The 23640-nt window shown below is 65.1% G+C and carries 15 protein-coding genes and 1 pseudogene; 3 read left to right on the top strand and 13 right to left on the bottom strand.

Translation table 11 applies throughout. The features are described from left to right. Nucleotides 1-34 precede the first annotated feature (34 nt). Nucleotides 35-1621, top strand: coding sequence for an MDR family MFS transporter (locus ACFLEY_RS30910; protein WP_060911203.1), 1587 nt, complete (start codon nucleotides 35-37; stop codon nucleotides 1619-1621). 3 nt (nucleotides 1622-1624) lie between these two features. Here ACFLEY_RS30910 and ACFLEY_RS30905 read toward each other — a convergent pair whose 3' ends face one another. The 5 genes from ACFLEY_RS30905 to ACFLEY_RS30885 all read right to left on the bottom strand — a co-directional run bounded on the left by ACFLEY_RS30905 (nucleotide 1625) and on the right by ACFLEY_RS30885 (nucleotide 11666). Further along, nucleotides 1625-3268, bottom strand: coding sequence for an alpha/beta-hydrolase family protein (locus ACFLEY_RS30905; protein ID WP_082756314.1), 1644 nt, complete (start codon nucleotides 3266-3268; stop codon nucleotides 1625-1627). A 79-nt stretch (nucleotides 3269-3347) separates the two neighbouring features. Next, entirely contained in the window at nucleotides 3348-6386 is a 3039-nt protein-coding gene (locus tag ACFLEY_RS30900) for a GAF domain-containing protein (protein ID WP_060911205.1), read from the bottom strand. 106 nt (nucleotides 6387-6492) lie between these two features. Further along, nucleotides 6493-8127 carry a thiamine pyrophosphate-requiring protein gene (locus tag ACFLEY_RS30895; protein ID WP_060911206.1) on the bottom strand — a complete coding sequence of 545 codons (1635 nt, stop codon included), beginning with the start codon at nucleotides 8125-8127 and terminating at the stop codon, nucleotides 6493-6495. Nucleotides 8128-8283: 156 nt separating this feature from the next. Beyond that, nucleotides 8284-8679: a hypothetical protein gene (locus tag ACFLEY_RS30890; RefSeq protein ID WP_060911207.1), complete on the bottom strand. Its 396-nt coding sequence runs from the start codon at nucleotides 8677-8679 to the stop codon at nucleotides 8284-8286. A 233-nt stretch (nucleotides 8680-8912) separates the two neighbouring features. Continuing rightward, nucleotides 8913-11666: a calcium-binding protein gene (locus ACFLEY_RS30885; RefSeq protein ID WP_060911208.1), complete on the bottom strand. Its 2754-nt coding sequence runs from the start codon at nucleotides 11664-11666 to the stop codon at nucleotides 8913-8915. A gap of 336 nt (nucleotides 11667-12002) precedes the next feature. Here ACFLEY_RS30885 and ACFLEY_RS30880 point away from each other — a divergent pair, with 336 nt between their 5' ends. Next, nucleotides 12003-13448: a hypothetical protein gene (locus ACFLEY_RS30880; RefSeq protein ID WP_396604284.1), complete on the top strand. Its 1446-nt coding sequence runs from the start codon at nucleotides 12003-12005 to the stop codon at nucleotides 13446-13448. 1 nt (nucleotide 13449) lies between these two features. Here the strand turns inward: ACFLEY_RS30880 and ACFLEY_RS30875 are convergent, their stop codons facing one another. The 3 genes and pseudogenes from ACFLEY_RS30875 to ACFLEY_RS30865 all read right to left on the bottom strand — a co-directional run. Beyond that, nucleotides 13450-14133 carry a class I SAM-dependent methyltransferase gene (locus tag ACFLEY_RS30875; RefSeq protein WP_060911209.1) on the bottom strand — a complete coding sequence of 228 codons (684 nt, stop codon included), beginning with the start codon at nucleotides 14131-14133 and terminating at the stop codon, nucleotides 13450-13452. A gap of 8 nt (nucleotides 14134-14141) precedes the next feature. Further along, entirely contained in the window at nucleotides 14142-15140 is a 999-nt protein-coding gene (locus tag ACFLEY_RS30870) for a glycosyltransferase family 2 protein (RefSeq protein WP_060911210.1), read from the bottom strand. Between the two features lie 94 nt (nucleotides 15141-15234). Further along, nucleotides 15235-16194 (bottom strand): annotated as a pseudogene (locus ACFLEY_RS30865) (IS630-like element ISRj1 family transposase); the annotation flags it as partial. A 1584-nt stretch (nucleotides 16195-17778) separates the two neighbouring features. Here ACFLEY_RS30865 and ACFLEY_RS30860 point away from each other — a divergent pair. Next, a complete protein-coding gene (locus ACFLEY_RS30860; protein ID WP_082756325.1) occupies nucleotides 17779-18747 on the top strand; it encodes a phosphatase PAP2 family protein in 969 nt (322 codons plus the stop codon). 34 nt (nucleotides 18748-18781) lie between these two features. Here ACFLEY_RS30860 and ACFLEY_RS30855 read toward each other — a convergent pair whose 3' ends face one another. From ACFLEY_RS30855 to ACFLEY_RS30835, 5 genes are all read right to left on the bottom strand, one after another. Continuing rightward, a complete protein-coding gene (locus ACFLEY_RS30855; protein ID WP_060911212.1) occupies nucleotides 18782-20377 on the bottom strand; it encodes an MBL fold metallo-hydrolase in 1596 nt (531 codons plus the stop codon). Continuing rightward, nucleotides 20374-21294, bottom strand: coding sequence for a ribose-phosphate pyrophosphokinase (locus ACFLEY_RS30850; protein ID WP_396604283.1), 921 nt, complete (start codon nucleotides 21292-21294; stop codon nucleotides 20374-20376). Before ACFLEY_RS30850 ends, ACFLEY_RS30855 begins: the two co-directional genes overlap by 4 nt. After that, nucleotides 21291-22832, bottom strand: coding sequence for a thymidine phosphorylase family protein (locus tag ACFLEY_RS30845; protein ID WP_060911214.1), 1542 nt, complete (start codon nucleotides 22830-22832; stop codon nucleotides 21291-21293). Before ACFLEY_RS30845 ends, ACFLEY_RS30850 begins: the two co-directional genes overlap by 4 nt. Nucleotides 22833-22986: 154 nt before the next feature. Then, nucleotides 22987-23151: a Flp family type IVb pilin gene (locus tag ACFLEY_RS30840; RefSeq protein ID WP_011085902.1), complete on the bottom strand. Its 165-nt coding sequence runs from the start codon at nucleotides 23149-23151 to the stop codon at nucleotides 22987-22989. A gap of 153 nt (nucleotides 23152-23304) precedes the next feature. Further along, the gene (locus ACFLEY_RS30835; RefSeq protein WP_171901093.1) at nucleotides 23305-23544 is read right to left on the bottom strand and encodes a hypothetical protein; all 240 of its coding nucleotides are present in this window, start codon (nucleotides 23542-23544) and stop codon (nucleotides 23305-23307) included. Nucleotides 23545-23640: the final 96 nt, after the last annotated feature.

Below are 23640 nucleotides of genomic sequence, written 5' to 3'. Positions count from 1 at the left end.
GCGGCGTTGCGCCGCCTCACGGCTTCCGATCGAGATGAACAAGTTCGACCGGCAGAGCAGTTCTGCCGACATCCAGGCGTTGCCCGACGACATTGCCGAAGAGCTGTCCCGCCTTCCGAGCGAGGTCATCAGCGTCGATGACGCGCCGTCCATCGCGCCGCCGGTGCCGCTGACCTCCGACGAGGTCCGCACCATCGTGTTCAGCCTGATGCTGACGATGTTTCTGGCAGCCCTCGACCAGACCATCGTCGCGACCGCGCTGCCGACCATCGGGCGCCAGTTCAACGACGTCTCCAATCTGTCCTGGGTCATCACGGCCTATCTGCTCGCCTCGACCGCGGTCGCACCGGTGTTCGGCACGCTGAGCGACATCTACGGCCGCCGCGTCATGATCATCATCTCGCTCAGCCTGTTCGTCGCCGGCTCGGTGCTGTGCGCGATCGCGCCGAACATGCCGATGCTGATCCTGGCGCGCGGTCTCCAGGGACTGGGTGGCGGCGGCATCATGCCTGTCGTGCAGACGGTGATCTCCGACGTCGTGAGCCCGCGCGAGCGCGGCCAGTACCAGGCCTATTTCTCCAGCGTCTGGATGGTGGGCGGCATCCTCGGCCCGGTCATCGGAGGCGTGTTCGCCGAGCATCTGCACTGGTCGATGATCTTCTGGATCAATCTGCCGCTCGCCGCCGCGGCGATCGCGATGCTGCTGCCGAAGATGAAGAAGATTCCGGTGTTCCACCGCAAGCGCAAGGTCGACTGGCTCGGCGGCATTCTGCTGATGGCCTCCGCGGTCGTCTTCATGCTGGTGCTGACCTGGGGCGGCACGCGCTATCCGTGGCTCTCGCCGACCGTGCTTGCGATGGTGGGCGGCGCTGTCGCGCTCGCGGTCACCTTCGTCTGGCACGCGCGCCGCGCCGACGAGCCGTTCCTGCCGCTGAAGCTGCTGACGGGATCGGTGGCGCCGTTCGCGCTGACGGCCGGCGGCTGCGGGCTCGGCGCGATCACGGGCCTCACCGTGCAGCTCCCGCTCTATTACGAGTCGGTCTACCATCTCAGCGCCAGCGAGGCGGGGCTTGCGCTGATTCCGCTCGCGGCGGTCTCGACCTGCGGCGCGGCGATCGCCGGCCGCACCATGGCGCGCGCCAAGCACTACAAGCGCGTCGCCATTGTCGGCACGTCCTGGGCCGCGATTTGCGCGCTGGGCCTGACGCTCACCACCTTGCCGCTCTGGGGCCTGCTGACGCTGATGGCCGCGTTCGCGCTCGGGCTCGGCACGACCTTCCCGGTCTGCGTGGTCTCGCTGCAGAATTCGGTCGCGCGTCCGCAGGTCGGCACCATCACCGGCGCGATGAACTTCTTCCGCTCGCTGATGTCCTCGTTCACGGTCGCGGCCTTCGCCGCTATCCTGCTGATCGCGCTCGGCACCGACATTCCGCTCGCGGGCGAGCATCACGCGGCCGGCGGCATCCCCGCGATCCCCGCCGACGACATGCGGCACGCGTTCCGCTACGTCTTCGGCGCCGCGACCGCGCTGATGACCACCGCCTCGCTCTGCCTGATCATGATGGAGGAGCGGCCGCTGGCCGGCCCGACCGTCACGCAGCAGGTGGAGATGGCGGAGTAGCGATTAGCCGCCGCGATCGCGATCATCGTCGGCATTGCCTGCGCCGGTCTTCCGCGCTTTCGCAGCAAGCTGCTCCCTGAGCTGCGCCAGCGCGTCGGTAGACCAATCACGGACATCGGTGACCGCCACCCAGGCATCGACGTAGTGCTCGGGCGCGTAGACATGGCCGAAGCCCATCGGCGTATTGGTCGCGACCGCCATGTCGAGCGCGAGCTGCAGCATCGTCACGATCGGATACCATCGCAGCTCGGGCGACACGTCGGGTCCGCGCGGTGCGCTCATCCAGGCTGGAGCCTGATAGGCATCGCGGTAGTCGAAGAAGGTGATCGCGTCGCTGGCATATTGCAGATAGACGACGCGCATCGGACCCCAGGGCGCATCTGCTGGCACCGTAGGTCCGTTCTGGTTCATGAAGCGGACGAAGCGGCTGTCGCGGAACTCAGGTAGCCAGGCCGGCGTACCCGGATTGCGGTTCGTGGTGACCGAGCGCCAGATGCGGCTCTCGAACGGCGCCCCGCTCCACAGCGCGCCGGCAATGGGATCGCCGATCGTCTCGAACAGTTCCGCGGATTTTTCCGAGTTCATGGCGCCGAGGCTCAGTCCGTGCAAATACAGCTTCGGCCGCTTGTCCTTCGGCAAGCCCGTCCAGTAGCCGTAGATCTCCGTGAACAGGGCGCGCGCCGCCTCCGCGCCGTACTCGGGCTGAAACATCAATGACAGCGGGCTGTTGAGATAGGAATATTGCATCGCGACGCTCGCGACGTCGCCATGATGGAGATATTCGACCGTGTCCATCGCGGACGGATCGATCCAGCCGGTGCCGGTCGGTGTAATGACGATCAGAATCTTTCGCTCGAAGCCGTGTTGGCGCTTGAGCTCCTCGAGCGCAAGCTTGGCGCGCGCCTGCGCCGTGTCGCGGCTAGCGAGGCCCACATAGACGCGCACGGGGTCATGCGCAGGCCCTCCCGTAACGGCGCTGATCTCCGCTGCGGTTGGACCCGAGGCAATGAATCTGCGCCCCATGCGCCCGAGCTCCGTCCACTTCACCAGCGACGCAGAACTTCCTGTTTGATCCGGGGCGGCCGGTTGCGGCCGCTCGGGCTCTTGCAACGCGTCGAGCTCGCGGAAGGAGGAGTCGAGCGCGTTGAACGCCGTGCGGATCAGGACATTGCTGGCAATCGACCAGAACAGCAGGCCTGCGACCAGCACGCCGAGGACGTTGGCGACCTTCCGCGGAATCACGAGCCTCGCGCGCGTAGCGAGGAAGCGGACGACAACCGCGAACAGCCGCCCCAGCACCAGCAGCACTGCGAACGTGATCAGGGCGATGACGCAGACCTTGAGCGGATGGGCGGTCTCCACCGGCGCCATCTTCATCACAGTGCGGATCGAGTTCTGCCATTCGGCGGCGCGCCACAGGAAGATGATGACGATGAGCAGGCAGATTGCTGCGGCCAGCGCATTCGCGATCGATCGCGCCCGCGCCGAAGGCTCGGGCAGTTCGAGATAATGCCACAGCCGGCGCCACAGGATTCCGGCGAAATAGCCGATCGCAAAGCAGCCACCGGCGAGGGCACCTTGCGTGAGATAGCTGCGCGGGATCAGCGTCGGCGTCAGCGCGGCCGCGAAGAACAGCGCGCCCAGCATGAGGCCGATACCTGATAGCGAGAGGAGTTGTCGCCGAATGAACCACGCGAGACTCTTCAAGACATCCTCCGGGGTGATGCTATTTCTTGTTGTTCTCCGCAAAGCTGCTCTTGCGCGGCAGCAGGATCGTGAATTCCGTGAACTTGCCGGGCTCTGTCGTGACGTCGATCGTGCCGCCGTGCTGCTTCACGATGATGTCGTGGCTCATCGACAGCCCGAGACCGGTACCTTCGCCGGCCGGCTTGGTCGTGAAGAACGGATTGAACATCTTCTCCTTCACCTCGTCCGCGATGCCGGTGCCGTTGTCGCGGATGCGGATCTCGATGCTATCGCCGCGATCGCGCGTCGTGGCGATCACCACCGGCTCGTAACCGGCGGCGCCGCTGCCCATCTGGCGCTTGGTCACCGCATAGAAGCCGTTCGAGATCAGGTTCAAAAGCACCCGGGAAATCTCCTGCGGAAACACCTCTGCCGAACCTGCCGCCGGGTCGAGCTCGCTCTTCAGCGTCACGTCGAAGAGCGGCTTCTCGGCACGCGCGCCGTGATAGGCGAGGTTGAGGCTCTCCTCGACCAGCGCGTTGATGTCGCTCAGCCGATGCTCGCCGCCGCCCTCGCGCGAATGCAGCAGCATGTTCTTGACGATGGAATCGGCGCGCCTTCCGTGCTGCACGATCTTCTGCAGGTTGCCCTTGAGCATTCCGGACAGTTCGTCGACCTCCTCGCGGGTCGTGTCGGTGAGCTTTGTGTCCGCAAGCGACCGGTTCAGCTCGTCCATCAGTTCCGCGGAAACTGCCGCGAAATTGTTGACGAAGTTCAGCGGGTTCTTGATCTCGTGCGCGATGCCGGCCGTGAGCTGGCCCAGCGAAGCAAGCTTCTCGGTCTGCACCAGGCGATCTTGCGCGGCGCGCAGGTCGTCGAGCGATTTTGCAAGCTCCCGGGTGCGGGCCTGCACTTGCTCGAACAACCGCACATTGCCGATCGCGATCACGGCCTGGTCGGCAAAGGTCTGCAGCAGAGCGACCTGCTTGTCGGTGAACGGATGCACCTCGTTGCGGCGGAGCACGATCGCGCCGATGCTCTCGTTCTCCTGCAACAGAGGCACGCTCAGAATGCTGCGGTGGCCCATGCGCAGCGCGTGTGCGCGTCCTTCCGGGAACTCATCGCTCTCGCTGAGATCGGCGACATGCACGGGAAGCCGGTCGACGAAGGCACGGCCCGCGGTCCAGTTGCTATTGATCGGCCATTTCTCGAGGTTGATCGGAATCGGCCCATGGTGGGCGCTGAAGCGCAAGCTGTCGCCGTCCTTCAGCGCTACGGCGGCGTCATAGGCATCGCAGAGCTCGCAGGCGCTCTCGACGATCGCTTTCAGAGCCGGTCCGACATCGGTCGGCGAGGACGCGATCACCTTCAGGATGTTGGCGCTGCCGGTCTGGTGTCTCAGCGCCTCGGTCAATTCCTCGGTGCTCCCGCGCAATTCGCGGAGCAACCGGGTATTCTCGATGGCGATCACGGCCTGCGCGGCGAACTGCTGGAGCAGCCTGATCTGCTTGTCGGTGAATCGGCGCTGCTCCTGCCTGAAGATCATCACATTGCCGACGACGCGGTCGTCTTTGATCAGAGGCACGGTCAGCAGGCAGCGCGCGCCGCCGAGATCGACCAATGCCCGGCGATTGGCGTCGCCGCTTCGATAGGCCGCCGTATCGTCGAGATTGTCGATCTCGACATACGGCTCGCCCAGCAGCAGGCGAGCCGGCGCCGTGCCCGGGCCGTATTCGAGCGGCTGCATGCGCCGGTATTCGTCGTAGGCGGGCGGCAAGCCGTAGGTCGCAGCGCTGTGGAACGACTTGCCGTCAAAAGTGTTGAGCACGCCGAAATTGGCGCCGCAAAGCTGCATCGCCTTGGCGAGCATCGCATCGAAGACCGGAACGAGGTCACCGCCCGAGCTGGAGATGACGCTCAGGACTTCGGCTGTCGCTGTCTGTTGCTCGAGCGCTTCGGTGAGCTCATTCGTGCGCTGCTGCACCTCGTTGAACAGCCGCGCGTTATCGATCGCGATCACGGCCTGGTCGGCGAAGGTCTGGAGCAGCCTGACATGGTGCTCGCCGAACGCGCCGGTCTCCCGGCGCGTGGCGATGATGACGCCGATCGCCTCGCCCTCGCTCATCAGGGGTGCGAACAGCATGCTGCGGTAGCCGCGGGCGCGCGCGATGTCGCGTGCGGCCGGCTCGAGCTCGGTGTCGGGCAATTGCGCCGCCGCACCATTGGCCACAAGCGGGTAGGGCGGAAACCGTGCGAACGGCACCGGGAACGAGGATTGGAGCACGCGATCGCCGACCGGATCGGTCGGCGTGAACGCCGCAAGGTGCGCGGCGCCGTCGAGATAGCGCAGCACCGCCGTGGAGAAGCCGCCGATCAGCCGGTTGGCGTTGGCGGCGATGGCGTCGAACACCGGCTGCACGTCCGAGGGCGAGCCGGCCATCACCTTCAAGATGTCGGCGGTCGCGGTCTGGCGCTCCAGCGTTTCCTTCGTCTCGTTGAACAGCCGCGCATTCTCGATCGCGATCACGGCCTGGTCGGCGAAGGTCTGGAGTAGCTGTACGAGATCGGGCGCGAACGCGCCGGGCTCGGCGCGTGTGACACTGATCATGCCGACCGCCGCGCCCCGGTTCATCAGCGGCATGAAGAGCACACTGCGGAAGCCGCGCAGCCGCGCCAGATTGCGGTTCAGCTCCGGGACGTGCTCGGCCTCGCTGTCGGGAAACTGGATCGTCTCGCCGCCGCGAACGAGGGCAAAGGTCGGAAAATCCTCGATCCGGCGCGGGAACGATGCTTTCAGCCCTTCGTCCGCGTCCGGGCTGGTCGGCGTGAACGCCACGAGGTGCAGCTCGTCGCCGATGAACTGAAGCACGGTGGCGGAGAAGCCGCCGAGCAGGCGCTTCGAGCTGGACGCGATCGCAGCGAGCACCGGCCGGGTATCCGAGGGAGATGCCGCGATGGTGCGCAGGATCTCGGCGCTGGCGCTTTGCCGATCGCGCAGCCGCGCATTCTCGGCCGCGGCCGACTGCAGTTGCCGTTTGAGCTCGTCGATCCCGGCGACATCGTTAGAAGGCGTGGTCATTCGCAATCCGGCCTGGTGTCGCGACGGGCGCCGCACCCGGCCGGATTATCACATCTCCTGCGGCCGGAGCCAGCGCCCGCGGCCCTGCCGCCGAGACCGGGCTGCCTCACGTGCCCGGCCGCGACACCTCGGTCTCCTTGCTGGTGATGAACTCCAGCAGCACCGGCACGCCTTCCTTCGTCTTCTGGATGCCGCGCTTGATCGCCGGGATGATGTCCTCTGGTCTGGTCACGCGCTCGCCATAGCCGCCGAAGGCGCGCGCCATCGCGGCATAGTCGCCGGAAATGTCGGTCGAGCGATATTTCTCGGTCGAGACCGGCATCACCTTCAGCTCGATCGCCATGGAGAAATTGTTGAGCAGGATCGACATGATCGGGATGCGCTCGCGCACCGCCGTCTCGAAATCCATGCCGGTGAAACCGATCGCCGCATCACCCCAGACATTGATGCAGAGCTTGTCGGGCTTTGCGAGCTTGGCGCCCATCGCGAGGCCAAGGCCGTAGCCGAGCTGCGTCGTCTTGCCCCAGCCGAGATAGGAGAGGGGTTCCACGGCCTTCCAGAACGGCGACAGCTGGTCGCGCGGGCTGCCGGCATCGTGCGTGATGATGGTGTTGCTGATGTCGACGGTGTGCTGGAGGTCCCACAGCACGCGATAGGGGCTCAGCGGCGCGTCGTTGCTGGCGAGTTTCGGCATCCACTTTGCCAACCACTCCTTGTGAGAGGCGGCGATCTCCGCCGCGACGGCCGAGGCATCGCGATCCTTCGTGACGGTCTTGCCGATCTCCTCCAGCAGCGCATCGAGCACGAGGCCGGCATCGCCGACGAGGCCGATCCTGGCTTCCACGTCCTTGTTGAGATGGTTCGGATCGAGCGTGGAATGGATGATGGTCTTGCCCTTCGGCATCGCGACGCCAAAACTGGTCTCGGTGAAGGAGCAGCCGATGCCGAAGATGACGTCGGCCTCGCTGAGGAACTTCGGAACCGCGCGCGGCACCGCGAGGCCGCCGGAGCCGAGCGAGAGCGGATGCGTCTCCGGAAACGACGACTTGCCCCCCAAGCTGGTGGTGACGGGAATGGCGAGCCGCTCGGCGAGCCGTTTCAGTTGCGGCCACGCCTGCGCATAGTGCACGCCCTGGCCGGCATAGATCACCGGCCGTTTGGCGTTGACGAGCAGGGCGGCCGCTTCCTTCACATGCACGGGATCGGCGCCGTAGCGGGTGCGCAGCACCGGCGTGTAGTTCAGCGGCTCCGGGACCTCCTCGTTCCACATGTCGGAGGGGATTTCGACGATGACGGGTCCGCCGCGGCCGTTCTTGAGCTTCGTGAAGGCGCGGCGGAAGATGTTGGCGACTTCCGCCGCGAGGATGATCGGCTCCGAGGACTTCGCGAACGGCTTCATCGCCTCGCTGGAATTGAAGTTCGGCTCGATGTGCGCCAGCCGGCGCGGATAGCCCATCGGCAGCACCAGTACGGGCACGGATTCGCCAAAGCACTGCGCGACTCCGCCCATTGCATTTTCCGCGCCCGGCCCATGCTGCATGCAGAACGCGCCGATCGTGCGTCCCGAGGTCACGCGCGAGATCGCGTCCGCCATGTGGATCCCGACGCGCTCCTGCCGCACCATCACGGGACGGATCTCGGCCTTCGCCGCATGCTCGATCAGGTGGTTGACCGGATAGCCGCAGAGGATCTCGATGCCCTCGCGCCTCATGATTTCCGCAATGGCGGTGCCGAGCTTCATGGCGTCTCACCGGCCGATTGAGGGAGAGAGGATCAGGAATTTGGGGAAGGGTAAAGCGCGGGACTGCGAAGGAGGCGGTAGGTCAGGTATGCAGCGCCGGCGTCCAGCCGCACGGACCCGCAAGGCCATTGCATCAGCGCTTCGGTGCTGTGGCCTCTACTTGCAGTTTTTGCAGATCGTCAGCTTACGTTTTAACGCCTCATCTTCTTGATCGATCGATTGCTGCGCCGTATCCGGATTGGGCTTGGAGCCCTTTGCTGCGCGCGACGTCATGGGGCGCGTCACCGGCTCCGGGGTATCATTGTCGTCGACGGCGCTAAAGCCGTCATAGTCGGCGGCAGAATTCGGCGGTTGTGGGACGCCGCCAGTCGCTGGTGTCGACGATCCCCTGTCGGACGCTGCCGGGGAATTCTTGGCGCTCGCCCGCGGCGGCGATTCCTTGGGTGGAGCAAGCGAAACCGGCGGCGCGACCGAAGTCTGGCCTCTCGCGCTGTCGTACGACCATGCGCCGACAAGCATGAAGCCGAGAGCCAAGAGCGTCACGCTTCTCATTCGCATCCTCTCGGCAGCTCTGGTTCAACGATCGATGGCATGGCCCGCCGAGCCACGACGGCGTGCAGAGTATCAGGACTCACATGGCCGTCAAAGCGCCGTAGCCCGGATGGTGAGCGGCCCAATCCGGGACACGACCGCATCGATTCGCGGGCCCGCTATTGCCTTCCGCGCCATCCGGGCTGCGCCCGACAGGCAAAACACACGATCGCCGGGCGACCGCGATCGTCGGCTCAGATCAGCGTCCCCGAGTGGATGCTCGCATGGGCGAGCAACGACTGAATCACGACGTTGTCGCCGGGCCCTCCGTCCAGCACGTCGACGCCGCCGCCGCCGATCAGCACGTCGTCGCCGAGCCCGCCAAGCAGCGTATCGTTGCCCGCGCTGCCGAGGAGCAGGTCGTCGCCGGCGCCGCCGTCGAAAATGAGGTGCGGCCCGCCGGGGCCGACGCCCGACGCCTCGATCACGTCGTCGCCGCCGAGACCGTTGATGGTGATGGTGTCGTTGAAGTCGAAGTTCTCGATCACGATCTGGCTTGCGAGACCGTCAATCACCAGCGCGCCATTGCTGTTGAGCGAAAGCGAGATGACGTCGTCCCCGCCCGTGCCGTTGATCACGATCTTGTCGGCCGCGCCGTCGCCGCCAGGGGTGCCGGGAACGCCGCCCAGATCGATCTTGACCTCCGTCACGTCGGTGCCGCTCATGTCGCCGACATTGATCGTGTCGGCGCCGCCGCGGGCATTGAACGCGATCGTCTCGACGCCGTGCGTGTCCATCGTGATCGAGGCGACGTCCCGCGTCAGCTCGGCACGCCCTCCATTCGCGAAGATGTTGATGGTTTCGGCGATGTTGGCGCCGTTGAACAGCAGCGTGTCGGTGCCGCCCTGGCCCTCGATCGTGTCGTTGTCGTCGCCTGGATTCCAGACGAAGGTGTCGTTGCCCGCACCCATCAGCGCGACGTCGTTTCCGTCGCCGCCATTGATCAAGTCGTCGCCCTGACTGCCACGGATGGTGTCGTTGCCAAGTCCGCCGTTGATCGTGAGTTGCAGCACGCCGGCCGCAAGCCCGCTCGCATCGATCACGTCGTCGCCGCCGAGGCCATTGAGTGTCAGTTGATCGGTTGCGTCCATGGAGGCCAGGTTGGTGGCCGCGTGGAGGCCGAAGACCGTCACGCCGCCGGCATTGCCTGCGACGCCGAACGTGTCGGCACCCTGGGTCGCATCGACCGTGACGGTGTCGATGGCGCCGTCCGGCGTTCCGGCCGAACCGCCGAGGTCGATGTTCACCCGCGTCACATCCGTCCCGGTCAGGTCGCCCACCACGACATGGTCGGCGCCGCCCAGCGCGTGGATATCGACGTGCTCGACCCCGTGCAGGTCCATCGTGATGTTGCCGACGTCGCGCGTGAGCAGGGCGTGATCGCCGTTCGCCGTTATGGTGAGGTTCTCGGCGATGTTGGCACCGGAGAACTGCAGCGTGTCGACACCGGCGCCGCCTTCGATGGTGTCGCTGCCATCGCCCGGATTCCACTGGAACACGTCGCGGCCGGCGCCGAGCTGCACGAGGTCGTCGCCGCGGCCGCCGACGACGGAATCATTGCCGTCGCCGCCGATCAGTGTGTCGTTGCCGGCGCTGCCAACGATCGTATCGTTGCCGGCGCCGCCGTCGATCGTCAGGTGCACGACCCCCGCGGCAAGCGTCGCCGCCGAGATCGTGTCGTTGCCGCCGAGGCCGTCGATGACGAGCGCGTCGTTTGCGCCTTCCGCGTTGGTAATGGCGAGAGCGGCGGGCAATCCTGTGACCGAAATTGACGTGCCCGAGCCGGACACCTGGATCGTATCGGCTGCGCTCGTGCCGTCGAGCGTCACCGTATCGGCCGCGCCGTCCCCGGTCCCGGTCGATCCGAGATCGACATTGACCTGTTTGACATCGGTTCCCGCGAGATTGTTGACAACGATGTTGTCGCTGCCGCCGCGCGCATTGATCGTGATGGTCTCGATGCCGTTCAGGTCCATCGTGATGTTGCCGACATCGCGGGTCAGCAGCGTGCGTCCGTCATTTCCAGCGGAAACAACGATGTTCTCACCGATGTTCGAACCATTGAACAGCAGGGTGTCGGCTCCGGCCTGTCCTTCGACCTTGTCGCTGCCGTCGCCCGGGTCCCACTGGAAGGTATCGTTGCCGGCGCCGAGCATGGCGGTGTCGTTGCCCTGGTTGCCGTCGATGAAATCGTTGCCGTCGCCGCCCAGCAGGTGGTCGGCACCGTTGCCGCCGAGGATCGTGTCATTGCCGGCGCCGCCGTCGATCGTCAGATTGATGAGCGCGGCGAGATTGCCGCTGGCGGTGATGACATCGTCGCCGCCATTGGCATGGACTACGAGGTTTTCTGTGGTGCCGATGTCTAGCGAGAACGGCGCGGGGTCGACGCGGTCGAAGCGCACGCGCGTGCCGTTGGCCGTGATGGCGAAGGTCTCGCTGCCGTTGCCGCCGTTCACCTCGGCGGTGTCGATGCCTTCGCCGCCTTCCATCAGGTCGCTGTCGTCCCCGGGATTCCAGATCATGCGGTCGTTGCCGGCCTCACCGAACATCTGGTCGTTGCCGTCGCCGCCGATCAGCACGTCATTGCCGGCACCGCCGAACAATAGATCGTTGCCGCCTTTGCCGAGCAGCGTGTCGTTGCCGGACTGCCCGAACAGCATGTCGCCGCCGGACCCGCCGGTCAGCGTATCGTTGCCGGCGCCACCGAACAGATTCGCCGCAGGCATCGCGCCGTTGCTCTCGTCGATCGTGATGGTGTCGTTGCCGTCTTGGCCGAAGGCCTGTATCAACTTGGTGTTGGCGACCGTCGCGGGTCCGCCTTTGATCGCGACCGCGCCGCCGTTGACAACGATCGTTCCGGCCGCATTGCGGCCCAACGCGATTGTGTTGTTCTGGCCGTTGCCAAAGGTGGTGAGAATTCCGGCGGAAAAGTTTGCTGTGACAGCCATGTGCGCTTCTCGCTCGCGTCATCGTCGGAACGGACCGTATGGCAGGATCATGACGCGTTTCGCGATGCCACCGGGGTGAACGGACGACGGCTGTAGGCCGAGATGCAAGTTCCAGCTTGGTGGAATCCTTCGGGAGGGCTTTTGTTTGTCTTGAGAACAGCTTGATTTTCCGGAGAGCCGCGGCATTACCGGCTGATCGATCTTCGCGGCCGGTAGGATGCGTCCGCCCAGCGTCAAGAACATGGTTCACAAACCGTAACCAGCCCGCCCTGCGCTGGACCAGCGCGGTGAGCACCAAAGAAGAATTTAACGCTTGGGCCTTAAGTTGCGCTCGCCATGAGTGAGCAGGTCGTGCACAGCGAGGTTCAACCGTTTTCGGCGCGTGCGGCGCTCCCCTGGCTGGTGAGCCTTGGCGTCTATGCCACGGTGCTGATCCTCGGACAGCGGCTGCTCAATGATCCCGACAGCTATTCTCACATCGAGGTCGGGCGCTGGATCATGGCGCATGGCGCCCTGCCGGCGAGCGACCCTTTCTCCTTTTCGATGCACGGCGCGCCCTGGATCACCTTCGAATGGCTCTCGGAGATGGTCTACGCCGGAGTCTACGCGCTGTCCGGCTGGCCGGGCGTCGTCGTCGTCGCCGCCGCGGCGATCGCGCTCGCCTTTGGCCTGCTGACGTTCTTCCTGCTGCGCGAGCTCTCGCCAACCCTGACGCTGCTCATGGTGATCGCGGCCGTCATCCTGTCGGCGCCGCATATGCTGGCGCGGCCACACGTCCTCGTGCTGCCGGTGATGGTGACTTGGGCCGCTGCCCTGGTGCGCTGTATGGATCGTGGGGGGGCTCCGCCCTACTGGGCCCTGCCGCTGCTGGTCCTGTGGGCCAATCTGCACGGCAGCGTGGTGCTGGCGCTTGGGCTGATCGGCCCGGCGGTGCTCGAGGCGCTGCTGCGTGAGGGGCGAAGCGGATGGTCGCACGTGCTGTTGCGATGGCTGCCATTCGCGGCGCTCGCGCTCGCTGCGTCCTGCCTGACGCCCTACGGGCCGGAACCGCTGCTGATGCCGCTGACGACACTCGGCCTCGGCCCCGCGCTGGCCTGGATCTCGGAATGGCGGCCGCAGGATTTCAGCCGCATCGGCGGCTTCGAACTGCTGCTGCTTGCCGGCATCTTTGCGCTCTCGCGCGGCGTGACGCTGCCGCTCGTGCGGGCCCTGGTGGTGATCGGCCTGCTCCATTTCGCTTTGGCCCAGATACGCAATGCGGATCTGCTGGCCATGCTGGCGCCGCTTTACCTCGCGGCTCCGCTGGGTCGGAAGTTCGGCGGACCGACCGGCGACGATGCGGCCGGCTCGTCGCGCGGTTTGACTCTGGCCGCGTTCGCCGGGTTGATCGCGGTGAGCGCGGCGGCCCTGGCGCATGACATCCGGCCGGCTCCGATCATCACCCCTCAGGCTGCCATCGCTCAGGCCGACCTCGCCAGGGCGGGGCCCGTGCTCAACGATTATTCCTTCGGCGGCTATTTGATCTTCGCCGGCATTCCCACCTTTATCGATGGTCGCGGCGAGCTGTACGGGGGACCGTTCATCGACCGCTACAACCGCGCCGTAGCGCTGGTCGACCTCGGAGATTTTCTCAAGTTGCTCGATGAATACAAGATCGGCGCCACGCTGCTCGCACCGCGGACGCCGGCGGTCGCGATGCTCGACCGGCTGCCCCAGTGGCAGCGCGTCTACAGCGACGATGTGGCGGTCGTGCACAAGCGGCGAGATGCGCCGCAGAGATAAGTCAAGCGGTCCCGAAGGCCGCGTATTGGCCTCCGAGCGACACGCCGCTCAGGGCACCTTCCAGGCGCCGCGCCGGTTTGGTGTCCCAGGGGAGCAGCAGGAAATGGCGCGAGCCGATCTCGCGTAGACCGTCCGCAGCCATCAACTTTCGGGCCGTGCCGGCGCTGAGCAGGACGGCGTCCCGGTCGAACTCACAGCGCGCAACGGCAAGGCGTGTCAGCGGGTTGTACGGATTGTGCTCGATCACGCAGACGAGCCCGCCGGGGCGCGTCACGCGCCGCATCTCGGCGATGAACTGCGCCCATTCGGCCGGCACGACATGGTGCATCACGCAGACGGCCGTGACCAGATCGAAGCTGGCGTCGTCGAAAGGAAAGCTGCGGCCGTCGAACTCACGGTAGTCGACCCCGCGGTTGTCGGCGCGAGCCTGCGCCAGGCTGGCCGAAGACACGTCGATACCGCTCAAGCGGCCGACCATGCCGTGCAGCAGGGGATGAAGGCTGCCGACGCCGCAGCCGACGTCCAGCATTTCGGGCCGCTCTGCGTCGAGCCGCTCCGCGATCAGATCGCGCAGGAGATCGGCCTTGGCGCGCATGAAGAAATGATGCGGCAAGCCCGAAAAGTCGATCGATGATTGGACCACGTCACGGTAGTTGTCGTGATAGCCGTCGAAGAGCTCGGTCATGCGCCGGGTCACTCGTTGACGGCGTGGATAGCGGGTGCCGCGGCCGGCGCCTCGCTGCGATCGAAGCCGGCGCGCGTCTGCACCACGTAGAGCGGGCGGCGTTTCACCTCGGCATGGATGCGGCCGACATAAAGCCCCACGATGCCCGTCATCAGCATGTTGATTCCGCACAGCAGGGACACGACGACGATCGTCGAGGACCAGCCGGTCACGAGATGACTATCCTTGCTGAGCCACAACAGGATCACCCAGCCACCGTAGAGGAGTGCGAGTCCGGAGACCGTCAATCCGCACCAGATGGCAAGCCGCAAGGGCAGATCCGAAAAGCCAAGCGCGGCGTTCATCGCGAGCCGCACCATCTTGAACAGCGGGTATTTGGTTTCGCCCGCCGCGCGCTCGAGACGATGGAAGGTGACCTCGGCCTGCCGGAAGCCGAGCCAGGCGATCATGCCGCGGACGAAGCGGTCCTGCTCCGGCATCTGCCGAAGTGCGTCGAGCACCTTGCGGTCGATCAGGCGGAAGTCGCCGACATCGGCGGGGATGCCGACAGAGGACATCCTGCCGAGGAGCCGGTAGAAGAGATGTGCGGTCGAACGCTTGAATCGGCTTTCGCCGTCGCGCGACAGGCGGCGGGCGTGGACGATGTCGTTGCCTTCCTTCCATTTTGCGATCAATTGCTCGATCACTTCGGGAGGATCCTGCAAATCGGCATCCATGACGATGATCGCTTCACCTTGCGCGGCGTCCATGCCGGCGGTGATGGCGACCTGATGACCGAAATTTCGCGACAAGCCGATATAGCGGAAGCGCGGGTCGCGCGTGGCGAGCGCCCGTAGCACGATAGAGCTGGAATCGCTGCTGCCGTCGTCGACGAAGATCGCCTCTGCGGGCCCGTCGAGCCGGGACAAGACCAGGTCGAGCCGGCGCAGCAGGATCGGCAGCACGGCTTCCTCGTTGAACACGGGGATGACGAGGCTGTAGCGGATCGATTTGAAACTGGCCGCCATGCGAGAGGGTCCAACTCGGTTGCAGGGGCGGAAGCCTAATCCGTGGGTGGTTAAGGTGGCCTTGCCGCAACTGTTAAGGATCTAGTACCCGGAATCAGAGCTGAGTGATACGGCGGCCTTTGAAACGGCGTTGACGGACCTTTTTCTTGGTCCAGACGAAGGGCTCGGCTCTGTCGTTGTATGCGTTGACGTAGGCATCGATGTGTTCCTGAAGCTGCTTGAGGCTCGTGAAGGAGGTGCCGCTGAGCGACTGCCCCTGCAAGATGGAAAACCATACTTCGACCTGATTGAGCCATGACGCACTTGTCGGCGTGAAATGAAATTGCACGTTGGGGTGGGCCTTGAGCCAGTCCTCGTTCTTTTTATGGGTGTTGAGGTTGTCGAGGATGACGTGAAGCTTGCGGTTCGGAAAAGCCGCGGTGACGCTGTTCATGAAATCGAGAAACTCGACGCGGCGCCGGCGTTTTGAATGGGTCGCGATGATCTTTCCGGTGGCGACTTCGAGCGCCGCAAACAATGTTGTGGTGCCATGCCGCTTGTAATCGTGGCTTTGGCCGGTCAAGGCGCGGCCATTGGGCAACTTCAGATAACCCTGCGCTCGCTCCAAAGCCTGGATCGAGGGCTTCTCGTCCACGCACAGCACAATGGCCTTCGCCGGCGGCGCGACATAGAGGCCGACAACATCGGCGGCTTTGGCCGTAAAGTTCGGGTCGTTGCTCTCGCACCAGGACTTGCGAGCCACCAGGTCAATCTTGTGGCTGCGCAGGAACCGCCAGACATATTGGACATCGACATCGCCCAGCGCCTCGGCCAGCAGGGGGCCGGTCCAGCGCGCAAACCCTTGCGGTGGCGGCTTATCCAGCAGCTTCAGAATCCGCTTGTCGGTCGTCTTCGTATAGATCGGCTGCTTGCCAGGCCGCGGCTTGTCTTGCAGCCCTTCAAGGCCATGGTCGGCATAGCGATGCCGCCAAAGGCTGACAATCCGCGGCTGGACCCCAACTTCCTTGGCGATCGACCGGGTGCTGCGCCCATCCGCCGCCAACAGAACTGCAAGACGGCGCACGGCCTCGCGTGCCCGCACTGGCTGCTTGCCCGCTTCCGTGAACAAATTGGGCACGAAGGCGTTGGCATAGTGCACGGCCAGCGTCGGCGCATAGAACATTGGATAGGACGTGAGGTCGGCGAAGGGCGGGTCTCCAGCGTCGCCCGTGCTGCCAATGAGGACGCGTGAGCCGCGATCGATCTTGTGGAATGACGCGACGATAGCCGCATAGTCGGCGCGATAAGGCTGCCACACCGCGAGGACCACGGCGAGATTGATCAGGGTGATTCCGCTGATCACAGCGAGGGCCGCCATTCCCCAGGCACGGCTGGGCAGCGAGAGCGAGCAGAAGGCCGGCAGGATCAGGGCCGCGGCGGGAATCACGCGGAGGTCGACAAACGAGGTTCCGAACAGCTTCGAGGGAATGACCAGGTACAGGAGCGCAAAGCCGATCGCGAGCCAGATTCCGGCCGGCTCGAGCTTGAGAACGCCGCGTCTTGCGGCGAAAAGCAGCGAGATCATCAGCGCCAGTCCGGTCATTGCCGATACCGTCAAGCTGTAGCCGTTCATGATGCGTAGCGGCCAGATCGGCTTGAATCCGAGGAACCAGCTCGTGCCTTCGCTTCCGATCGAGCCTGCAGTCACTTGCATGATGGCGAACAGGACGAGCGCTGGTATGGCCAACGCGCCAAGCCGCGCGGCCGCGACCCGGTACGATATTCCCTGGTGGCGGATGCGCCAGAGCTCGAAGAGGCCCAGCGTCGCGCCGTAGATGCCGAGGGAGAAGAAATGCGCCGCATACAGCGCAGCGACGAAGATCGCGTTGACGGCGAAGCGCGCTGGCCATGGGCCTTCTGCCAGCATCAGATAGACGGCGATGCCGCAGAGGGCGAGGCCCAGTCCGAACTCGAAATTGACGAAGCCCCAGCTGAACGGCAGACAGTAGAGGAAAGCGAGCGCCGCAAAGCCGGCGAGATGAACACGTCCCTTGCGGGCCCATTCGAGCAGAAGCGCGCCCCCTACGATCAACAATTGGCTGAGGAGCAGGAACAGCCGTGTGGCGCTCTCGACGCTCATCAGCCGCGCCATCTGCGGGACCAGCAGGTCCATTCCAAGATTGGGATAGAACGCCCAGGCCACCTCGTAATGCGGATTGGCGTTGGGAGTGCCGCTCTGGCTCAAAATATACATGCGGGCGAGGTGATTGGGATAATCGACCATCGCGGGAATAGGGGTCAGCAGCACCGGAAGAAACGAGACGGCCGCGAGCATTCCAAGAACGGTGATCGTCACCGATCGGTCCGAGCCAAGACGAGCCCGGATCGTCAAGGTCGGCCTGTCGGAAGAAGCCATGTGATCGGGCCGCCGGAGTTCGAGCCTACGCTCTGCAAAGGTGCAATTGCACGACACAACGCCATAACGCGAACATCGTAAAGATCAAACGTCACGCGGCAGTAGGGTGCCGTTGCCGTCGGCACAGCACTAATGAAAAGGAAATTCCGCCGTGTTCGTGTTGTTGCGTTAACGCAGGCTCAATTTTGCCTCGCTAGCGTGGCGACAGGGCCGTGGTGACCAGGCCGGCGATCGGATGCCCCCATGCCAGACAGGCTGAGTCTGCCAGATATCCACCTTGTCCAATTGAAGCGTGCCGATCGTGTCGTCTGGATCGCGATCGGGGCCTCGGCCGGCGCTGTGTTGATCGCGTCGACGCTTGGGCCGTTTCAGATGGAATGGCTTTCATTCTGGAAACCCGCCCTCGTTGCCGGCCTGCTCGTATTGATGGGCTGGTTCTATGCGACCATCAGAAGGGACGCGGCTCTCGCCGATGCGCTGGTCAGCGCCGCCCAGGTCGTCGCATTTGCGGCGGTGGGAGCTCCGCTGTCATACGTCGCGGCAAGCGCTGCATTTCCGCTGTGGGACAGCGAGTTCGCCGTACTGGACCAGCGGCTTGGCTTTGACTGGATGGCGTGGCTTGCGGCGATGAATGCTGCGCCGCTTCTGCATAGGATCCTGGCGGGTGCGTATGCGAGCTTTGCCGTGCAAACGACGGCCGTCGTCCTCGTATTGGCCGCGGCGGGCCATGCCCTGCGATTGCGCATCTTCATGCTGAGCTTCGTTCTGACGACGCTTCTGACCATCGGCGTTTCCGCTTTTATGCCGGCGCAGGGTGTTTGGGGGCATCTGCATCTGTCAGCAGTCGATTCTCCCGCCATCGTGCCGATGACGCGAGATCTGCCGCTTCCCGTATTCTTTGGGTTGCGGGACGGGACCTTACGCCATCTGGTCGCGGAAGGCGCCGAAGGGATCATCAGCTTTCCGAGCTTGCACGCCGCGCTTGGACTTCTCTTCCTGTTGGCGCTTTGGCCGGTCAGATATGTGGGTTGGATCGCCGTGCTGCTCAATGTTGCGATGATTGCGGCCACGCCGGTGGACGGAAGCCATTACTTTTCCGATGTGGCCGCAGGTCTGGCGATCGCACTCCTGAGCTGGATCACGATGCAACGTGCCCTCACCACGAGCGGACGAATGGAAACGGCTCGCGCGTTGTATTCGCGCGCGTTTTAGCCCCTTTCCGACAAGGGCGACATTCCGCGTCGCTCTACTCATTCTCCTGCAGCGCGCGCCGCAGCCTGCGGATGATGACGCCGCGGGCGCGGTCGTCGGCGGCGGCTGCGACCTTGTCGCTGATGTCGAGCATCAGCTCCGACATTTCGTTGTGCCAGTCGAGATGCGTGACGGCCTCGGGCGCCAGCCGGCGGCGATGGTCGACGTCGAGCACGCGCGGCTCGGGCGCCTCGAGCTCGTAGATGTCGTCGAGCACCGGCTGATAGATCTTTGCGGCCGGGACAATACGTTCGCCCAGCCGTTCGGCAAGCCCGGCGATTGCATCCTGCTCGCCGTGGGTGAGGAACAGGCCGCGGGCGATCGGGCGGCGCGCCGCGATCCAGCCGGCGATGCCGGCGGCGTCGGCATGTCCGGAATATTCGTCGATCATCCGGATGCGCGCAGCGACCCTGATCTCGTCGCCCTGGATCCGCACGGCCTTGGCGCCGTCCTGGAGGAAGCGGCCGAGCGTGCCGTGCGCCTGGAAGCCGGAGAGGAGCACAGTCGCGCGCTCGTTCCACAGCCAGCGCTTGAGGTGATGGCGGATGCGGCCCGCGTCGCACATTCCGCTGGCGGCGATGATGATGTGAAAGCCGGTCAGGCGCATGATCGCCTTGCTCTCGGCAACCGTCTCGGTGAATTTGAGATGCGGCGAGTTGAGCAGGCGGTCGACGTCGACGCCGGGATCGAGGCTCGCGGCATGCTCGCGGAAGACTTCGGTGGCATGGATCGCGAGCGGGGAATCCAGAAAGATCGGCGCTGCCGGAACTTCGCCGCGCTCCATCAGGTGGACGATGTCGACGATGAGCTCCTGGGTCCGCTCGACCGCGAAGGCGGGGATGAGCAGGGCACCCTTGGCCGCGGCGGCATCGCGGATCTCGCTTGCGAGATGCTGCCGGCGCTGCTCGGGCGTGGTGACGGGGCGCACGCGGTCGCCATAGGTGGATTCGCAGATGACGTAGTCGAGGTCCACCGGCGCCTCGGGATCGGGCTGGAGCAGTTTAGCTTCCGGCCCGACGTCGCCCGAGAGCAGGACGCGCAACGGGCGTTCCCGGCCGTCCCGGCCGAATTCCAGCTCGATCGAGGCGGAGCCGAGCAGGTGGCCGGCGTTCCAGTAGCGCGCGCGAACGCCGGGCATCACGTCGGTCCAGCGCTCATAGTCGACCGGGCGGAACGATTGCAGCGAGGTGATCGCATCGGCCTGCGTGTAGATCGGTTCGACCTCGTTCCGACCGCGTGCCGCGTTGCGCCGGTTGAGCTGCGTGACCTCGGACTCCTGGATGCTGCCGGCGTCCGGCAGCATCCAGGAGCAGAGGTCGATGGTGCCGCGCGTCGCCAGGATCGGTCCGTCAAAACCCTCGCGCACGAGTTTCGGCAGCAGCCCGCTGTGGTCGATATGGGCGTGCGTGAGCAGCACCGCCTGGATGTCGGCGGGGCGGAAGGGAAAGGCGCCGTAATTGAGTGCCTTGAGCGTCTTCTGTCCCTGGAACAGGCCGCAGTCGACCAGGAAGCGCCCGGCCGCGGTCTGGAACAGGTAGCTCGAGCCGGTCACGGTGCGGGCGGCGCCGCAGAATCGAACAGTCACGCTCATGTCGTCGTCTCCGGCGGAAGTGTCGGGTTGAGCTCGCGCTTGAGAGCCGCGGCCAGAATTTCGTCGAGTGAGATCGCGTTGGTCGGATGTGGCACGCTGTCGCTCGAGCGAATGGAGCGGATGCCTGCGTCGGCGAATGCGGCGCTCATCGCGGGTGGAAACAGCGCGTGCGTCACGATCGAATCGACGGCGCTTGCGCCCATCGCTCGCAATGTTTTCGCCGCGATCATCAGCGTCGTCCCGGAGGAGACGATGTCGTCGACCATCAGCGCCGGCCGTCCCGCGAGCAGGGCGGCGTCGGCAAAATCGATCTCAACGGAGCGATCGCCGCGCCGGAGCTTTCGCGCGACCGTGTGCTGCAAGTCCAGCCGTCCCGCGAGGTCTCTCACCCAGGGCTCGGATTCGGCGTCGGGGCCGATCACGACGGTCGCGGGATCGATGCCGGCCGCGACAAGCGCGTTCGCAATCGCGGGCATCGCGGACAGGTTCTCGGCCTCGATGCCGGGAAACACGGCGGCGATGTCGGGGGTGCGGTGCAGGTGCGCATCCACGGTGACGACGCGGTCGACGATCGTCGCAAGCAGAGTGCCCATGGCGCGCTGGCTGATGGCCTCGCCCGCATGAAACGCAATGTCCTGCCGCATGTAGCACAGATAGGGCGCGACCAGGACCAGCCGCTTTGCGCCGCCGCGACGCAGCGCCTCTGCGGCGAACAGCAGGGCGATCAGCTTGTCGTTGGGTTGATCGAGCGCGGCATAGAGAATGGTGGTGTCGGCCGCGGGCGCGACCGTGACGCGCAGCTCGCCGTCCGGGAAGCGGTGCAGGGTCATCTCGTCGCAGGCAAGCCCAAGCCGCGCCGCGAGACGCTTCGCCGCCTCGGTGCCGAACGGCAGGGTCTGGAACGCGATCATGCTCACGACGCCGTCTTGCCCGGGAGCGCGTCGTGACCATCGACGGTGTAGCCGTTCCCTGCCGCTGCGGCGGAGGCTGCGAGATCATGCTCCGGCTGATCGAAGGCGTAGACGCGGTAGAGCGGCTCGCCCTGCTCGACGTGGTCGCCGATCTTCTTGAACAGGCGGATGCCGGCGCCCTTGTCGAGCGGCGCGCCGGCGGTGCGGGCGAGCCGGTTCAACCGCAGACAGTCGATCGCGGACACCGTGCCGTCATGCGCCGCCTTGATGTCGAAGCTGAGCGATCCCAGTTCGGTGCTGCATGTCGACGGGCCCTGGGCGTCGATGATCTTCTGCATCTGCTTCAGCGCCGCGCCGCTGTCGAGCAATTCGCGCGCCCGTGCGTAGCCCGCGCCGCCGCGCAGCTTCGGATCGTATTCCAAGAGATGGGCGGCGAGCCGCAGTGATTTCTCGCGCAGGTCGCGCGGGGCATCCTTATCGTTACCGAGCACCGCCATCACGTCGTTGGCCTCGAGCACCGGCCCGATGCCGTTGCCGATCGGCTGGCGGCCGTCGGTCGTGATCACTTCGACCGTGCGGCCGAACCGGTCGCCGACGAATTCGAACAGCTTTCGCAGCCGCATCGCCTCGACGGCGCCGGTGACCTTCGCGGTCGGCCCGACCGGAATGTCGATCAGCAGATGCGTCGAGCCCGCCGCGATCTTCTTGGACATGATGGAGGCGACCATCTGCTCGCGAGTATCGAGGCTCAGCGGTCGCTCGACCGAGATCAGGACGTCGTCGGCAGGCGACAGGTTCACGTGGCCGCCCCAGATCAGGCAGCCGTTACAGGACGAGACGATCGCCTTCATCTCCTCGACACCGACATTCACCCGCGCCAGAACCTCCATCGTGTCGGCGGTGCCGGCGGGCGAGGTGATGGCGCGCGAGGAGGTCTTGGGGATCGGCAGGCCGTGCGCGGCGACGATCGGCACCACCACCATCGAGGTGCGATTGCCGGGAATGCCGCCGATGCAGTGCTTGTCGACGACCACAGGGTCCGGCCACACCAGTTGAGTGCCGGCCTGGGCCATCGCCCCGGTGAGGGCCAGGAGCTCGTCGCTGGTGATGAAGCTCGCCGAACCGATCAGGAAGGCGGCGATCTCCATGTCGGAGTAGCGATAATGCGCGAGGTCGTTGATGATCGCGCCGATCTCCGCCTGGCTCAAGGTTCGCCCGCGGATCTTCGCACGCACCGCTTCAAGGCTCTCCGGTGGCGTGGCGGGCGTCACCGCGACCAGCGTGCCGACCGGTTCGGCGAAACGGCGGAATGCGGGCTCGGAGAGGCCGATCTCGTCCTGGGCGGCCAAAGTGTCGTCGTCAGTGATCAGCAGCGTCGCCAGCAGCACCTTGCCGTTGAGACGGAGCTCGACGCGGCTGAAGCCGCGGAAGATCTCTGCGCGCAGCGCCTTCGATTGCCTGGAGATGACGACGACGTTCTCGCGGCCGGTATCGAGGCGAACGCGGCGGATCTTCAGTTGGGAGTGGGGGAGGTCTGGGTGCATGGACGGGCCGACAGGGAGGAAGCTCGGCCTCCATGCTTAGCCGTCGCCGCCCTGGTGCTGTTGACCCAGATCATGGTCTGTTACGCCGGCGGGCCTTGCGTGCCGGCACGGTCTCGCCGATGTCGGAAGGTGACTTCGGGCCGGGGCATGCGGCCTACTTCGTGGCCGCGTCGATCGAGTTGAACTTGTTGTTCAGGAGCGCGCTGCCCGTGTTGTTCACGACCGTGACGATCACGAGCGCGATGCCGGCGGCAATCAGGCAATACTCGATAGCGGTGGCTGCACTTTCATCGGCAAGAAAGGACTTGAGCAATGCCATCGTCAACTCCCGTTCATCCGTCCAACGTAGGCTGGCGCCGTTTTCGGAATGGTAAATTGATTCACTAAATTTCGCAGGGCGCGCGTCAAAGTGCTGGCGGGGCGGTCCCGACCTCAGGCCTTATATGCTGGCATTCATTGACTTAAGGTTTCGTCACCCAACTCGGGTGGATTTGACGGCGTCGTTGCTTTCAGGACTTGATCGCGCGTCCAGGGGGGCCTTGCCGGGGCGTCTCAGCGCCGCTGCGAGGCGTCCGACCAGATAGCTCATGACGCGCGGCTGTGACCGCGCCGCGCTGTCTGCAAGGCGCTTGTCCTCGCTCGTGTCGTTCACGAGGCCGATGTAGTTCTTTCTGGCGTCCTGCTGCTGCACCGCGTGCAAACCCTGGTTCAATCGACCGCGCGACCTTGTGGTGCGCAATGGGAATCGAGGGTTAATTTTGTCTTCCGTAGGATTACTTGCTGCCTCGCCGGAGGGCGCCGAAGGCGA

The sequence above is a fragment of the Bradyrhizobium sp. YCK136 genome (genome assembly GCF_044570075.1).
Lineage (GTDB): Bacteria > Pseudomonadota > Alphaproteobacteria > Rhizobiales > Xanthobacteraceae > Bradyrhizobium > Bradyrhizobium diazoefficiens.
Note: the sequence above shows the minus strand (reverse complement) of the source record. Positions and strands in the feature narration are given on the sequence as shown.

Excerpts from the sequence above, each read along its gene's own strand:
- ACFLEY_RS30875 (WP_060911209.1), bottom strand. The coding sequence starts at position 14,133 with ATGACCGAGCTCTTCGACGGCTATCACGACAACTACCGTGACGTGGTC.
- ACFLEY_RS30900 (WP_060911205.1), bottom strand. The coding sequence starts at position 6,386 with ATGACCACGCCTTCTAACGATGTCGCCGGGATCGACGAGCTCAAACGG.
- ACFLEY_RS30860 (WP_082756325.1), top strand. The coding sequence starts at position 17,779 with ATGCCAGACAGGCTGAGTCTGCCAGATATCCACCTTGTCCAATTGAAG.
- ACFLEY_RS30880 (WP_396604284.1), top strand. The coding sequence starts at position 12,003 with ATGAGTGAGCAGGTCGTGCACAGCGAGGTTCAACCGTTTTCGGCGCGT.
- ACFLEY_RS30910 (WP_060911203.1), top strand. The coding sequence starts at position 35 with ATGAACAAGTTCGACCGGCAGAGCAGTTCTGCCGACATCCAGGCGTTG.
- ACFLEY_RS30870 (WP_060911210.1), bottom strand. The coding sequence starts at position 15,140 with ATGGCGGCCAGTTTCAAATCGATCCGCTACAGCCTCGTCATCCCCGTG.
- ACFLEY_RS30905 (WP_082756314.1), bottom strand. The coding sequence starts at position 3,268 with ATGCTGGGCGCGCTGTTCTTCGCGGCCGCGCTGACGCCGACGCTGATC.
- ACFLEY_RS30890 (WP_060911207.1), bottom strand. The coding sequence starts at position 8,679 with ATGAGAAGCGTGACGCTCTTGGCTCTCGGCTTCATGCTTGTCGGCGCA.
- ACFLEY_RS30855 (WP_060911212.1), bottom strand. The coding sequence starts at position 20,377 with ATGAGCGTGACTGTTCGATTCTGCGGCGCCGCCCGCACCGTGACCGGC.
- ACFLEY_RS30845 (WP_060911214.1), bottom strand. The coding sequence starts at position 22,832 with ATGCACCCAGACCTCCCCCACTCCCAACTGAAGATCCGCCGCGTTCGC.
- ACFLEY_RS30840 (WP_011085902.1), bottom strand. The coding sequence starts at position 23,151 with ATGGCATTGCTCAAGTCCTTTCTTGCCGATGAAAGTGCAGCCACCGCT.
- ACFLEY_RS30895 (WP_060911206.1), bottom strand. The coding sequence starts at position 8,127 with ATGAAGCTCGGCACCGCCATTGCGGAAATCATGAGGCGCGAGGGCATC.
- ACFLEY_RS30885 (WP_060911208.1), bottom strand. The coding sequence starts at position 11,666 with ATGGCTGTCACAGCAAACTTTTCCGCCGGAATTCTCACCACCTTTGGC.